Below are 12,849 nucleotides of genomic sequence, written 5' to 3'. Positions count from 1 at the left end.
TACATAATCGATACAGCATGGGAACGGAAAGTAAGCGACAACAGAGATTTGCGGGGGTAATTCAACAGGATCTTGCCGAACTATTTTTACGAGACGGAAAAAATTGGGCTCCAGACGCTTTTATAACGGTGACGAAGGTCCGTGTTACTCCTGATCTCGCGATAGCTCGGGTGTACCTAAGCTTTTTGAATGTTAATACGGCAAAGGCTGATATTGCTAGTATCAAGGCTAAAACGAGTGAAATACGTTATAAGCTTGGTGCCCGGATTAAGAATCAGGCTAGAATTGTCCCGGATTTGGAATTTTTTCTTGACGATACCAATGAATATGTAGATCATATGGATCGTCTTTTCGACGAGATCAGCAAGGAGACTAGACAACCCGATTAGTCCCCATCGTTTAGTTGTAATGATATTTCAATTGGATAATGATAGTCACCGATTTCCAGAAGTGGCAATGGCTGAGGAAGATGGGCTTTTGGCCATAGGAGGCGATTTAAGTACTGGGCGGTTATTGCAAGCTTATAAACGCGGTATATTTCCTTGGTATAGTGAGGATACACCTATATTATGGTATGCTCCCCATGAGCGTTTCGTTCTTTATCCATCACAAATAAAAGTGAGTAAGTCTATGGCTAAATTGTTGGCTAGAAATACATTCGATATTTCATTCAATAAAGATTTTGGGCATGTGATGCAGTATTGTTCGACAGTTTCTAGGCGGGACCAGGATGGTACATGGATCGTTGATGATATGCTTTCTGCCTATAAGCGACTGCATGAAGAAGGTTACGCACATAGTATAGAGGTGTGGCAATCGGGGAATTTGGTAGGGGGCTTGTACGGGGTACTGGTTGGTAAGGTTTTTTGTGGAGAGAGCATGTTCTCTAAAGTGGCTGATTCTTCCAAAGCTGCATTAATTTATTTATGTCAAAATTTTGATTTGGAATTGATAGACTGCCAGATTTATTCTTCCCATTTGGCCTCGATGGGAGCAACGACTATAGATGCTTCTTTTTTTTACGATATATTGGAAGTACAAGTTATAGAATGTAATGGATTACAAAAGCTATTTCGATATGCCTAATGGGTTAACTTATTTTAATACCCCTGGAAACGGGGAGGTGCCCAAGATACATCATCAATGGCGTAGACAAAGGAAGAATGCTTTTTTTGCCCTATCTAGTGATCTTAGGGATAGACAGGTCATATTTTTATAAGAGATAAAGGAGGGAGTAGCAACGATGTTCGATTGTCCTGAAGCGAACATTTACTGTGTCCCTAATTTCTCATGTGGTTACAATGCTTTACTCGATGGGCTTCCTTCTGATACGAGGTTCGCTATGTTGGAGGAGGACAATGCTTCATTAAACTATACCATTATAAGTCTTGGGTTCTCCTTTGAGGTTTTGAAAACAGTAGAGGGGAATCTGGAAGAGGCATATTTGTTTATGAAAAGTTTTTGGCAAGAGACTTGATATTAGCAGTTGTTGCAGAAAGGACCTGTTGATCATTATTGATCAATTTGAAGGTACCACAGGAATGTTATCGTATTTTGTGGGGGCGGAGGTGATAAAGTGTTTTCCTAGAGGTACTGTAATTCGAATCGGTATCCGTTTATACAATTGTAAGGAAGATGTAGAATGTTTAGTTAAACTTTTAGATAAGAATATAGCAAGATGAATTTTAAGATAGGGGATTTGGTCCGATTTGTAGAGGAGCCCATTGAAGGGCATATTACTTCTATTCAAGCAAATGATATCATAGGAGTGACGGATACTACGGGTTTTGAGATACCGGTTTTGAAATCCAAAGTAACATTAGTGCATGGAAATATGCGAATGCCAGAGGATGATATTGAAGATGGGGAAGCTAGCATAAATCTACCTTTTGTTGACAAGGGGATTTTTGTAGGGATAGCAGGGGAGCAAAAGTTGGGATTGGCTAAGTTTTACATTATTAATGAAACCTCATTCGAGCTGTTGGTTAGTATTTCCGAGTTATCGGGTACAAAAGTTACAGGTGTATTTGGTAATTTAATTCCGAAGCAGGACTATGCGCAATTTTATATAGCAAACTTTTCAGCTGTCGGCAAGTGGCCAACATTTAATATACAGATTATCACGCATAGTAAAATAGCTCATGTGCAAAGGCAGCCGCTTAGTAAAGAGTTTCGTGTGAAACCTTTAGAATTAATAAATTCTAAAGAGCGCGTAGAGATGCTGAATGATAAAGTCTGGTTGTATGAATTGGATAAAAAGGAAGAGGATATTGGTTTAGATAAGTTAAAGTCTCATTTCATATCCCACAGACCAAAGGGGAGGTAACTGAAAACATAATTGCCTAAATCTTGTTTATCTATTACACTAAATAAATAAATGATATGGCAATTGTAAAAGTAATCGAGCTTATAGCGTCATCGGAAAAGAGTTTTGAAGACGCGATCCAGCAAGCAGTAAACGAAGCTTCAAAGACCGTTAAAAATATTGATTCGGTATGGGTTCAAGATATGAAATGTCACGTTAAAGACGGTCGGGTATCAACCTATGGTGTGAACTGTAAGCTATCTTTTCGTGTAGAAAAATAGAAGAAAAGCCCCTGCTTAAAAATAAGTAGGGGCTTTATCGTAAGTGCTGTAAAGCACTTAATTATGCACCTAACTGCACGCGTTTGAATGCAGTAACAGTTAATCCTTTAGAGACTGAGTCTAAGAATTGAGCGATATTTTTAGAGGAGTCTTTGACAAATTCTTGGTTTAATAAAGTCGTATCTTTAAAGAATTTGTTTAATTTACCTTGAGCAATTTTCTCTGCCATTTCAGCTGGTTTACCTTCAGCGATGATTTGATCTTTAGCAATAGCTATCTCACGATCAATTGTGTTTTGATCTACACCGTCTTTGTCGATAGCAACTGGGTTCATAGCAGCAATTTGCATAGCTACATCTTTACCAGCATCATCAGCACCTGCTACGTCAGCAGAAAGACCAACCAATACGCCTAAACGGTAGTTGCCATGGATGTAAGCTACAACTTTTTCACCTGTTACGATTTCGTATTTAGAAACGTCAATTTTCTCACCGATTACACCTGTTTGCTCAATTAAAGATTCTGAAATAACTTTTCCATCAACAGTTAAAGCTTTCAAATCTTCCAAAGAAGCAGGCGTGTTAGCCAAAGCTACGTCAGCGATTTTTTCTGCGAAAGCAACGAAATCAGAGTTTTTAGCAACGAAATCAGTTTCACAGTTAACTTCTACTACTATACCTGTTTTACCGTCAGCCGAAGATTTAGCAATGATAACACCTTCGTTAGAGTCACGGTCTTGACGGCTAGCAGCTACTTTAGCTCCTTTTTTGCGTAAGTAGTCAACAGCGGCTTCAAAGTCACCGTTTGCTTCTACTAAAGCTTTTTTACAATCCATCATACCTGCGCCTGTTTGTTGACGCAATTTGTTTACATCTGATGCAGAAATTTGTACTGACATGATATTTTCTTTTTTTTATAAAATTACAATTGTGGGGTTAACAAATGCTTGTCCGATAGGTAAAGCTATTGTTAACATTGAAAAAAGAAACCGGATAGACATGCAAGGTTTAGGAAGCTTTTCTTCCAGAAACCAACACTTGTCCATCCGGCCCTATATAGAATAATTATTCTACGTCTTTTGCTTTACGAGTGCGTTTTCCTGGAGTAGCATCTGCTGCTTCACCATTGTCTACTGCCGCCTTAGCTGCAACAGCTTCTTTTTCCGCATCTTCTTCTTTGTCGCGTTTGCGCTCTTCCAAACCTTCAACGATTGCTTGTCCGATAATTCCTGCGATTAAGCTAATTGATTTAGTAGCGTCATCGTTTGCAGGGATTGGGAAATCAATGTTAGTAGGATCAGAGTTTGTATCTACCATCGCAAAAGTAGGAATGTTTAATTTGATAGCCTCAGCTACAGCAATGTGCTCTTTTTTAACATCGATGATGAATAAAGCTGCTGGTAGACGGTTCAAATCAGCGATACCTCCTAAAAGGTTTTCTAATTTGATACGCTCACGCTGAATCATTAATTTTTCCTTTTTAGATAATACATCGAATGTACCATCTTTTTGCATTTTGTCGATGTTAGACATCTTTTTGATAGACTTACGCACTGTTGCGAAGTTTGTAAGCATACCACCTAACCAACGCTCAGTAACATAAGGCATGTTTACATCCTTTGCTTGTTGTGCGATGATTTCTTTTGCTTGTTTTTTCGTTGCTACGAATAAAACTTTACGACCTGATTTTACGATTTGTTTGATAGCTGAAGCAGCTTCTTCTAATTTCGTAAGGGTCTTGTTTAAATCGATAATGTGGATACCGTTGCGCTCCATGAAAATGTACTTAGCCATTTTCGGGTCCCATTTACGTGTAAGGTGACCAAAGTGAACACCTGCATCCAATAAATCTTGATAAGTAGTTCTTGCCATTTTTTGATCCTCCTTTGATTAACGTTTACTGAATTGGAATCTTCTACGAGCTTTCTTGCGTCCTGGTTTTTTACGCTCAACCATACGGTCATCACGTGTTACTAAACCTTTCGCGCGTAAAGCTGGTTTTACTTCTGGATCTAGCTCAACTAGTGCTTTAGCGATTGCTAAACGTACAGCTTCTGCTTGACCTTTTACTCCACCACCATGAACGTTAACTTTGACATCAAAGTTTGCTAATGACTCGGCTACTAATAAAGATTGAGTAGCGATGTATTGCAAAGGTAATGTTGGGAAATACTCTTTGTAATCTTTACCATTAATGATAATGTTACCACTTCCTGCTCCTAAGTAAATACGAGCAACAGCAGTTTTTCTTCTTCCTGAAGTGTTAGTTGTTGACATAATAGTGCTCCTTAGAATTTAACTGGTTTTGGATTTTGTGCCTCATGTTTGTGCTCACCACCAGCGTAAACAAATAAATTTTTGAATAACTGACGGCCAAGACGGTTTTTAGGTAACATACCACGAACCGCTTTTTCGATGATGCGCTCAGGATGCTTCGCCATTAATTCTTTAGGAGAAACAAAACGCTGACCACCTGGGTAGCCTGTGTAGCGAACATAAGTTTTGTCGCCTAATTTGTTTCCTGTCAACTTAATTTTGTCCGCATTGATAACAATAACGTTATCACCGCAGTCTACGTGTGGGGTAAATGTAGGCTTGTGTTTTCCACGAATTACTTTCGCAATTTCACTGGCCAAGCGCCCCAAGATCTCGCCCTCAGCGTCAACAACGATCCACTCTTTGTTAACGGTGTTCTTGTTGGCAGAGACAGTTTTGTAACTTAACGTATTCACTTGCTTTTATTTAATTAATTAATTTTGTTATCTTCTCAATCGTAATCACTACAATCGGATTGCAAAGGTACATTATTTATTTCTTATTTTGCAAAGGATAGTTCTGTTATTTTTTTAGGCTGTGGTGTATTGCAAGTTTTGTCCTTGTATTTTTAGGTGGGTCCGTTGTTTAACATTTATTAATATAATATGTATTAAACTTTTTGATACTATTGTACTCTTTTTCTATGGCAATATGCTACCTTAGTAAGGTGTTATAATGGATTCGAAGATGATTTTAAATAAAAAGATGGCGTCTCACATTAAGAAAATGGTGTTTTTTGGTTTATTGCTGACTTGTGGCCTTGCTACGGCTCAGACTGTTGAACCACCGTATAAGATGCAATTGGCCAAGGTTGAAGAACGGCTAAAGGTAGGAGATTTTAGAGAGGCTATGAGTGAGATGGATCGTATCACGAACCAATATCCGAAAGCTGCCGAGGTATATTACGCCAAAGGGTTATTATTTGGACAGACAGGTAATTATGATGAAGCGTTAGAAAATGCAAAAACAGCTTACGCGTATGATCCTAATATTATGCACGCTAATTTTGTTGTCGAGCTTTATAAAAGTAAACAGAATTGGGCGGAAGCAGTGCCAATACTGAAGGATCTTCGTGTCAAATATCCTGGTTTGTCTTCGGTAGGAAGAGATTTGATGATGATTCTATCTAACGATAAGAAGTTGGATGAGGCCGTGTCGGTGTATAAGGAGGAAGTGGTAAAGGGGCTTGGTTCAGATACATTAGATGTCGTTTTAGCGGATGTGTATGTCATGAACGGTAAACATAAGGAGGCGAGAGAAGTGTTGGAACCCTGGGATGGAAAATCTAGTTTGAGGCACGTTTATGGAACATTGGGATATATCAATTTAGAAGAGGAGAAACCGAAGGAGGCCGTTGGAGTGTTGGAACGAGGTGTTAGAATTAGTAAAGATCCGGTTTTGTATCTTGATCTTGCTGACGCTTATAAAGCGGAGAATAGGAATAAACAAGTCTTCGAAACGTTGAAGCTGGCTTTTGAATCAAATAGAGTGGATTTTGTCGATAAACATCGTGTTATGCAAAGCTTGATGCATCCTGGGTTTAAGGATTTCTCAATCGGTCAAATTCAGGAATTGGCAAATAGCTTAGTGGTGGTACACCCAAGGATTGCAGAAAGCCATGTTGTTAAGGGCGAGGTGTTGTGGCGAGGAGGGAATGCCGCAGAAGCACGTTCTTTATTTCTTACCGCTGTAGGGCTCAATCCGAGGCATGTGGATGCTTGGCGTATGTTGATCAATACAGATCTGGGACTTAATCAGGTAAATGAAGCGATACAGCACGCTGATGAGGCGATGCTAGCGAACCCTGGGAACGCTATGCTCATGTATTTCTCCGGATTGTCCTTTATGGTAAAGGAGGATTACGAAAAGACCAGGTCTATGTTGGAGATGGCTTTGGATCATAGTGAAGAAGAAAACACCTATTTGAGGTCGATTATCTACAGTGGATTGGGAGATCTTTATCATCAATTGAAGATGGATGCTGCATCAGACGTGGCTTACGAAGAAGCTATTCAGCTGGACAGTACGAATAGTACAGCGATGAATAATCTTGCGTATTATTTGTCTATCCGTAAGCAAGATCTGGATAAAGCGGCCGAGTTTGCTCGACGGGCAAATGTGTTGGATGCGAACTCGTCTACTTTTCAGGATACTTATGCATGGGTTTTATTTCAGCAAGGAAATTATCGTGAAGCTGCTGTCTGGATGGAAAAGGCTATAAAATCTTCCTCCTCGCCATCAGCACTGTTGTTTGAACATTATGGGGATATCTTGATAAAGCTGGGACGGGAAAAGGAAGCTATTAAACGATGGGAAAAGGCATTGTCATTGACAAAAGATAATCAGGTCGATATCGAAAAAATAAAATTAAAAATAAAGGAGAAACGATATGTGGACTAGGTATTTGTTTTTTTTACTTTCATTATTAATTATTGTGGGGTGTGGAAGTAAGAAGAAGTTGATAGGTACGCATCCGGAAACCAGTACGGAAAATAGAACTACGGCAGAAGGGTATTTGATTAATAATCTAGATTTTCGAACTTTTAACGGAAGGGCAAAAGCAAAGGTTGAGTTTGATAATGAAAAACAAGATGTAACATTGCATATTAGAATGCAACGCGATCAAGCTATTTGGATTTCTGTAACTGCTACTATGTTTAATTATGAGGCTGCCCGTGTCAAAATTACGCCGGACAGTATTCAAATATTGAATAAAATGCAAAGTACTTATATTTCGAAACCTTTCGAGTATGTACATCGGTATACGGGTGCGCGGATTTCATTTTCTGCTTTGCAGGACCTTTTGATGGCGAATGTATCGCAGTCTTTATTGAGGACAGATCAGATCACTGTAGCTAGTGCATCGGATGAGGTACAGATTGTAGGCGTCAAAGGAGATCTTTCCTTTCAGTATAGTCTGAATGAAAAAAATAGGCCGAAGGTATTTCGATTGAATGCGGTAGGTGCCAGTGATAATCTAGAGTCGTATTACAGTAGTTTTGTGATTTCTGATGGTTATAACTTTCCGCAGAATCAACATATCAAGTTGAACGCAGCAGGAATGAATGTAAGTGCAGTTTTGAATTATAATAAAGCAGAATTTAACCAAAATGTAGAAATGCCTTTTCTCGTTCCTTCAAAATATAAGATGATACCGTAAGATTGTAGGTGTTAAAATACGATTTTTATTAGGCAAGTAGACGATATATGTTTATTTTTGGAAGCTTTATAAAGGGCTAAATTAAGAAGTAGCAGTTCATGATTTTGAAGAAAATACTATTCATTATATTTATAATTGGCGCATGTGTGCATTTTTCCTACGGTCAGAGTAGTGCTGAGTTGAAAAAGCAGCTGGAAAAGATAAATGCCGATATTTCTGCCCTAAATAAAGAATTGAGTGCAAAAACAAAGGAGAAGCTTCTTTCACAAAAGGAGGTGAATGCCCTTAGTCGACAGCTTAATCTAAGAGAGGATAAAATTACTATCATTAATAAGGAACTTGGTAACCTTTCCTATCAAATTAATGAAAATACGAAATCGGTAACTGGATTGAAGGCCGAATTGGAGCGCATCAGAAAGGATTATGAGAAGATGATCATGTTTGCATTTCGTAACAAAAATGGCTATAACAAGATGATGTTTATTTTCGCTTCAAAAGATTTTAATCAAGCCTTTAAACGTGTCAAGTATCTTCAGCAGTTTAATGATGCACGGAAGATCAAGGCTGCGGAAATAGAGGGCGTAAAGAAAGAAATCGAACTAAAAATTGCCCGATTAGAAGCAGACAGGAAAGCACAAAGAGAGCTTTTGGCTGAGCAGCAGAATGAGAAGAATATTATCGCTAAAGATCGCTCCGCCCATCAGGTAGAGTTAAGTCAATTGGCGAAAGAAGAAAAATCCTTCAAAGGAAAACTGAGTGCTAAACAGCAAGAGAAGAAGAAAATGGAGGCGTTGATCCGGGCTGCGGTACAACGCGAGATAGCAGAGGAAAGACGTAAAGCAGAGGCTGAACGAAAACGCTTAGCAGAGATTGAGGCTAAACGGACAGGTAAAACTGTGGAAGAAGTCGAAAAGAAAACGCCTAAGAAGACAGATAGCGAAGTGTTGCGTTCGACACCAGAAGCTGAAAGATTATCCGCAGATTTTAAATCTAATAGGGGTCGATTACCTTGGCCTGTGGCTCAGGGTAATATAGTGCGTGGATTTGGAATGCGGATGATTGAAGGTATTTCTACTTTTGAACCGGATATCGCTATTCGTACGGCATCAGGTGCTGCTGTGAGAGCGGTTTTTGATGGTGAAGTTGTACAAGCGGTATCAGGGGTTATCGTAATCCGACATGGTGAGTACTTTAGTTTCTATTCTAACTTAGCCTCTGTAAGCGTACGTAGGGGACAGAAAGTAAGTAGAGGGCAGCAAATCGGTACGTCGGACGATGATCCAGATTTAGGATTCCCTGTTGTCAATTTTGGGCTATCTCAGGGAACTAAGGAATTTGATCCATCTTCTTGGATAGCAAGATAGTTACGGGATATTAATTTATTAATAACTATATTTGTGTTGACGGAGTAATTATTGTAAGAGTTTTTATACGCATAAAAGAATAAAATGTATACATCAAATTTATTATTTATAGGAACCCAAGAGATTATCATTATCGTGGTGTTGGTTCTGTTGTTGTTTGGAGGAAAGAAAATTCCTGAGTTAATGCGTGGTTTGGGACGTGGTGTGAAAGAATTTAAAGATGGACAAAAAGAAGAGCCATCTGAACAAAAAAACAATACATCTGATAATACAAGCAATCCTTAATGATTGTATTACAAAGGAAAGGAAGGATTTGATCTTGCTATCTGCTTGATCAAATCCTTCTTTTTTATTATAAATCTCGCCCACTAGTCGGCTTAAAAACTAGATATCATGAAATTTTCTATTATTTTATTAATAGTTACTGTATTTGTACTGTCTACTAAAACTAGTGCACAAGAAATAACAATTGATAGTCAAAAGGAAGAACTGAATAGTTCGATGGTTACTTTTATAGAACTTCAGCAAAAGCAGCTCGCTTCTCATTTGGATTCTATAAAAGAGAATTTCGATCCCAATTTGGAAATTACTCCAGAAGATATCGGTATTTTAAGACGTCTTAAATCCGTTTCGAAAGAGGTCCCCTTAGAGTTTAATTCGCATGTAAAGGGATATATTGACAAATATATTTCACAGAATTACAGACCTTATATGAACCGACTCCTCGGGTTAAGCCAGCATTATTTTGGAATTTATGAAAAGGTATTTAAGGAGATGGGCCTTCCTGAAGAAATTAAATACCTCTCTTTGGTTGAGTCCTCACTAAATCCACATCTAGTGTCGACGTCGGGTGCGGTAGGCCCTTGGCAATTTATGTTTGCTACAGCTAAGTTTTATAACTTGGAAATGAATAGCAATATAGATGAGCGTAAAGATGCGTACGCATCCAGTTATGCGGTGGGACAGTATATAAAAGAAGCTTATGATCAATTTGATGATTGGCTTTTAGCATTGGCATCTTATAACTGTGGAAGAGGTTGTGTAAAGCGAGCTATAGAGCGTTCCGGTTTACATAATCCTACTTACTGGGAATTATCAGCCTTTCTTCCGAAAGAAACCCGGAATTACATACCAAAGTATATTGCCATGACCTATGTTTTATCGAATGCAGATTATTATGGCATTGAAGCGGCGTCCACCGAACTTGGATCGTCAAGTAACCTGGTTATGGTAGATCGAAAAATTGATTTAGACAATGTGGCGAAAGCTTTAGGTGTATCGATGCAGCAGTTGAAATATTATAACCCTGCTTTTAAGCAGCGTATCATAATAGGCTCTATTGAAAAGCCGAAGCGTTTACTGTTGCCGGTGACTGAACAGACAAACGACAGTCTTCTGTATGTTGCATTGCGCGAAATTGAACCTGTCCAAGAGTCGACCCGAAACAGTAACGAACTTATGTTGGCCGATGAGGAACAAAAACAAAAAAAATATAAAGTCAAAGCGGGGGAAACGTTAACATCTGTGTCTCGTAAGTTTGGTATTTCAGTTCAGAATTTAAGGGCATGGAATGAGTTGTCCTCCAAAAGTAGAATAATCGGACGCTCATTAATTGTAGAAAAGCCTGTTGATAACCGGCTTGCCAAAAATATAAAAACAGCATCTGTCTCCGCAAAATCCAATGTAATAGTTTATACTGTTAAAAAAGGGGACTCCTTGGACCGTATAGCAAATAAATTTAATGGAAGTACGGTCTCGAAATTGAAAGCTGATAATGGTTTGAAAAGCAGTATGATTAAGCCTGGGATGAAACTCAAAGTTAATAAAGGATAGAGTGGCGGACTGTTTATCGAAGATGCAGCTTAGTAAAGCCAAGCTGCATCTTCTTCATTATCAATTTCCTCTAATCGAACTTCAACATGTTCTTTCAAAATCGTCGAGAGTTTGGTTCCGTAAAAGTCACTAAATATTGGGAATTGATGGTGACTCCTGTCTATAAGAACAGCTGTGCGCATCTTTTTTAAAGGAACATTTATAAAAGCTGCTAGCGCGTATGCTAAAGTTCTTCCACTATTCAAAACATCATCAACAATTATAACAGCTTTATTTTTTGCCATTTCTACAGGTTGGTCTGTTGTAGCTTCAAGTGTTCTTTTATTTTTTTCAATACTAACTTTAATGAGCTCTATCTCTTTTTCCGGAGCTATTTCTTTTAGTATTACCTGTAGACGTTTAGCAAAAATATAGCCGCGCTCAGCAATTCCTACTAATACAACGGCCTTCTCTTCAAAGTTATCTTCTAGAATCTGATAAGCAATTCGTTTTGACTTTTGCTGTATCTGTTCTTTATTTAGTATTAAAGTTTGTTTTGTTGGCATAACGATTATTTGACCATGCTAATTTAAGAAAACTCTATATAAGTTTCAGTATAATATTGAATAGTATAAAAAAAGTCCGAATGATACACTCATTCGGACTTTGGAAATTTCTTTCGACAAAGACTCTTATTTACCGTCTTCTTTGTAGTTCGTTGCGTCTGCAGTCATGATTCTGTCTTCATCTTTTTTAGGTCTTCCTCCATTATAATAATAACGTTTCCAATACGCTTCATTAAGGCTGCTAACCATTACTCCTTTGCTAGATGAAGCATGAGCAAATTTGTCATCTCCTAAATAAACCCCCACATGTGTAATGCTCTTACTGCGGATTTTAAAAAAGACCAAATCTCCTGCTTGAAGCTCACCTTTTCCTATCGGGGTGACATTATCATATTGATTTCTGCTGTTATATCCAATTGTGGTGTTGAAGACATTTTCATATACTGCTAATGAAAATTTGGAACAATCGATTCCTTTTTTAGAATCTCCACCTAAACGATAAGGTGTTCCTAACCAATCATAAACGAACTGATAAAGTTTAGTGCTTGTTGTAGCATTAACGGCTACACCCATGATTTGAGAAAAGTACTCTTTTGCAAGATTATCCTGATCTCCAGTTTTACTTTTGTTTGTTGTTTGTGCGTGCGACACTAGACAAAAGCCTGTCAATAGCAAACCTGCTATTAGTTTTTTTGTTTTCATTAAATCGCTTTATGTTTAATTACAACTTTTCTTCCTGTAAGTACACAATTAAGTATACAATTGTATAACTTATGTCAACGAAGATAAGACTTAAAGCCATCTAATCCAAGCAATTTTACTTTTTTTTAACAAAACTTTAACTTTTGATGTTTCTTAAAGTGTTCTTTTTGAGTGTGTTGCTTTTTTTTGGTGGGGTAATGATTGTAAACGGAGATTGTATTGTTAATATGGTGTACAAAACGTTTACAAACGGTTCACCATATGACTCATTATTTTTATTCTATTTCTATTTTATTAAGTTAAATTTGCATTTAATAAAAATATTGTATTATCTTTATCTAAAA

Annotated in this window: 15 protein-coding genes; 9 read left to right on the top strand and 6 right to left on the bottom strand. The window is 37.9% G+C overall.

Annotation, left to right across the window (positions count from 1 at the left end):
* The first annotated feature begins 17 nt into the window (after nt 1–17).
* From rbfA to G7B20_RS04190, 4 genes are all read left to right on the top strand, one after another.
* Nucleotides 18–389, top strand: coding sequence for a 30S ribosome-binding factor RbfA (rbfA, locus tag G7B20_RS04205; RefSeq protein WP_164109083.1), 372 nt, complete (start codon nt 18–20; stop codon nt 387–389).
* A 19-nt stretch (nt 390–408) separates the two neighbouring features.
* Nucleotides 409–1,086: a leucyl/phenylalanyl-tRNA--protein transferase gene (gene aat / locus G7B20_RS04200; protein ID WP_164108775.1), complete on the top strand. Its 678-nt coding sequence runs from the start codon at nt 409–411 to the stop codon at nt 1,084–1,086.
* A gap of 592 nt (nt 1,087–1,678) precedes the next feature.
* Nucleotides 1,679–2,326 (top strand): hypothetical protein, encoded by a 648-nt coding sequence (locus tag G7B20_RS04195; RefSeq protein ID WP_079641315.1) that lies wholly within the window; start codon nt 1,679–1,681, stop codon nt 2,324–2,326.
* 56 nt (nt 2,327–2,382) lie between these two features.
* On the top strand, nt 2,383–2,586 hold the full coding sequence (locus G7B20_RS04190; RefSeq protein WP_164108774.1) for a dodecin family protein: 204 nt from the start codon (nt 2,383–2,385) through the stop codon (nt 2,584–2,586).
* A 61-nt stretch (nt 2,587–2,647) separates the two neighbouring features.
* On the opposite strand, the gene tsf is transcribed toward G7B20_RS04190, so the two are convergent.
* From tsf to rplM, 4 genes are all read right to left on the bottom strand, one after another.
* Nucleotides 2,648–3,484, bottom strand: a complete 837-nt coding sequence (gene tsf, locus G7B20_RS04185) for a translation elongation factor Ts (RefSeq protein ID WP_164108773.1) — start codon at nt 3,482–3,484, stop codon at nt 2,648–2,650.
* A gap of 166 nt (nt 3,485–3,650) precedes the next feature.
* Nucleotides 3,651–4,457: a 30S ribosomal protein S2 gene (gene rpsB, locus G7B20_RS04180; RefSeq protein WP_079641319.1), complete on the bottom strand. Its 807-nt coding sequence runs from the start codon at nt 4,455–4,457 to the stop codon at nt 3,651–3,653.
* 18 nt (nt 4,458–4,475) lie between these two features.
* Complete coding sequence (gene rpsI, locus G7B20_RS04175; RefSeq protein WP_079641321.1) at nt 4,476–4,862, bottom strand: 30S ribosomal protein S9; 387 nt, start codon at nt 4,860–4,862, stop codon at nt 4,476–4,478.
* 11 nt (nt 4,863–4,873) lie between these two features.
* The gene (gene rplM / locus G7B20_RS04170; RefSeq protein WP_079641323.1) at nt 4,874–5,317 is read right to left on the bottom strand and encodes a 50S ribosomal protein L13; all 444 of its coding nucleotides are present in this window, start codon (nt 5,315–5,317) and stop codon (nt 4,874–4,876) included.
* A 271-nt stretch (nt 5,318–5,588) separates the two neighbouring features.
* On the opposite strand from rplM, the gene G7B20_RS04165 reads away from it, so the two are divergent.
* The 5 genes from G7B20_RS04165 (at nt 5,589) to G7B20_RS04145 (ending at nt 11,258) form a co-directional block, all read left to right on the top strand.
* Nucleotides 5,589–7,301 carry a tetratricopeptide repeat protein gene (locus tag G7B20_RS04165; protein ID WP_164108772.1) on the top strand — a complete coding sequence of 571 codons (1,713 nt, stop codon included), beginning with the start codon at nt 5,589–5,591 and terminating at the stop codon, nt 7,299–7,301.
* Nucleotides 7,291–8,061: a DUF4292 domain-containing protein gene (locus tag G7B20_RS04160; protein WP_164108771.1), complete on the top strand. Its 771-nt coding sequence runs from the start codon at nt 7,291–7,293 to the stop codon at nt 8,059–8,061. The genes G7B20_RS04165 and G7B20_RS04160 overlap by 11 nt, the downstream gene beginning before the upstream one ends.
* A gap of 98 nt (nt 8,062–8,159) precedes the next feature.
* Nucleotides 8,160–9,425: a murein hydrolase activator EnvC family protein gene (locus tag G7B20_RS04155; RefSeq protein ID WP_164108770.1), complete on the top strand. Its 1,266-nt coding sequence runs from the start codon at nt 8,160–8,162 to the stop codon at nt 9,423–9,425.
* Nucleotides 9,426–9,509: 84 nt separating this feature from the next.
* Nucleotides 9,510–9,710: a twin-arginine translocase TatA/TatE family subunit gene (locus tag G7B20_RS04150; RefSeq protein WP_079641331.1), complete on the top strand. Its 201-nt coding sequence runs from the start codon at nt 9,510–9,512 to the stop codon at nt 9,708–9,710.
* 108 nt (nt 9,711–9,818) lie between these two features.
* On the top strand, nt 9,819–11,258 hold the full coding sequence (locus G7B20_RS04145) for a LysM peptidoglycan-binding domain-containing protein (RefSeq protein WP_164108769.1): 1,440 nt from the start codon (nt 9,819–9,821) through the stop codon (nt 11,256–11,258).
* A gap of 29 nt (nt 11,259–11,287) precedes the next feature.
* On the opposite strand, the gene G7B20_RS04140 is transcribed toward G7B20_RS04145, so the two are convergent.
* A complete protein-coding gene (locus G7B20_RS04140; RefSeq protein ID WP_164108768.1) occupies nt 11,288–11,803 on the bottom strand; it encodes a phosphoribosyltransferase family protein in 516 nt (171 codons plus the stop codon).
* A gap of 126 nt (nt 11,804–11,929) precedes the next feature.
* Nucleotides 11,930–12,505, bottom strand: coding sequence for a C40 family peptidase (locus G7B20_RS04135; protein ID WP_164108767.1), 576 nt, complete (start codon nt 12,503–12,505; stop codon nt 11,930–11,932).
* Nucleotides 12,506–12,849: the final 344 nt, after the last annotated feature.

It is taken from the genome of Sphingobacterium sp. xlx-96 (genome assembly GCF_011007365.1).
Taxonomy (GTDB): Bacteria; Bacteroidota; Bacteroidia; order Sphingobacteriales; family Sphingobacteriaceae; genus Sphingobacterium; species Sphingobacterium luzhongxinii.
The sequence above is the reverse complement of the archived record's forward strand: the minus strand, read 5'-3'. Positions and strand labels throughout refer to the sequence as shown.

Coding starts and splice junctions, on each gene's coding strand:
- rbfA (WP_164109083.1), top strand. CDS start 18: ATGGGAACGGAAAGTAAGCGACAACAGAGATTTGCGGGGGTAATTCAA.
- aat (WP_164108775.1), top strand. CDS start 409: ATGATATTTCAATTGGATAATGATAGTCACCGATTTCCAGAAGTGGCA.
- G7B20_RS04195 (WP_079641315.1), top strand. CDS start 1,679: ATGAATTTTAAGATAGGGGATTTGGTCCGATTTGTAGAGGAGCCCATT.
- G7B20_RS04190 (WP_164108774.1), top strand. CDS start 2,383: ATGGCAATTGTAAAAGTAATCGAGCTTATAGCGTCATCGGAAAAGAGT.
- tsf (WP_164108773.1), bottom strand. CDS start 3,484: ATGTCAGTACAAATTTCTGCATCAGATGTAAACAAATTGCGTCAACAA.
- rpsB (WP_079641319.1), bottom strand. CDS start 4,457: ATGGCAAGAACTACTTATCAAGATTTATTGGATGCAGGTGTTCACTTT.
- rpsI (WP_079641321.1), bottom strand. CDS start 4,862: ATGTCAACAACTAACACTTCAGGAAGAAGAAAAACTGCTGTTGCTCGT.
- G7B20_RS04165 (WP_164108772.1), top strand. CDS start 5,589: ATGATTTTAAATAAAAAGATGGCGTCTCACATTAAGAAAATGGTGTTT.
- G7B20_RS04160 (WP_164108771.1), top strand. CDS start 7,291: ATGTGGACTAGGTATTTGTTTTTTTTACTTTCATTATTAATTATTGTG.
- G7B20_RS04155 (WP_164108770.1), top strand. CDS start 8,160: ATGATTTTGAAGAAAATACTATTCATTATATTTATAATTGGCGCATGT.
- G7B20_RS04150 (WP_079641331.1), top strand. CDS start 9,510: ATGTATACATCAAATTTATTATTTATAGGAACCCAAGAGATTATCATT.
- G7B20_RS04145 (WP_164108769.1), top strand. CDS start 9,819: ATGAAATTTTCTATTATTTTATTAATAGTTACTGTATTTGTACTGTCT.
- G7B20_RS04140 (WP_164108768.1), bottom strand. CDS start 11,803: ATGCCAACAAAACAAACTTTAATACTAAATAAAGAACAGATACAGCAA.
- G7B20_RS04135 (WP_164108767.1), bottom strand. CDS start 12,505: ATGAAAACAAAAAAACTAATAGCAGGTTTGCTATTGACAGGCTTTTGT.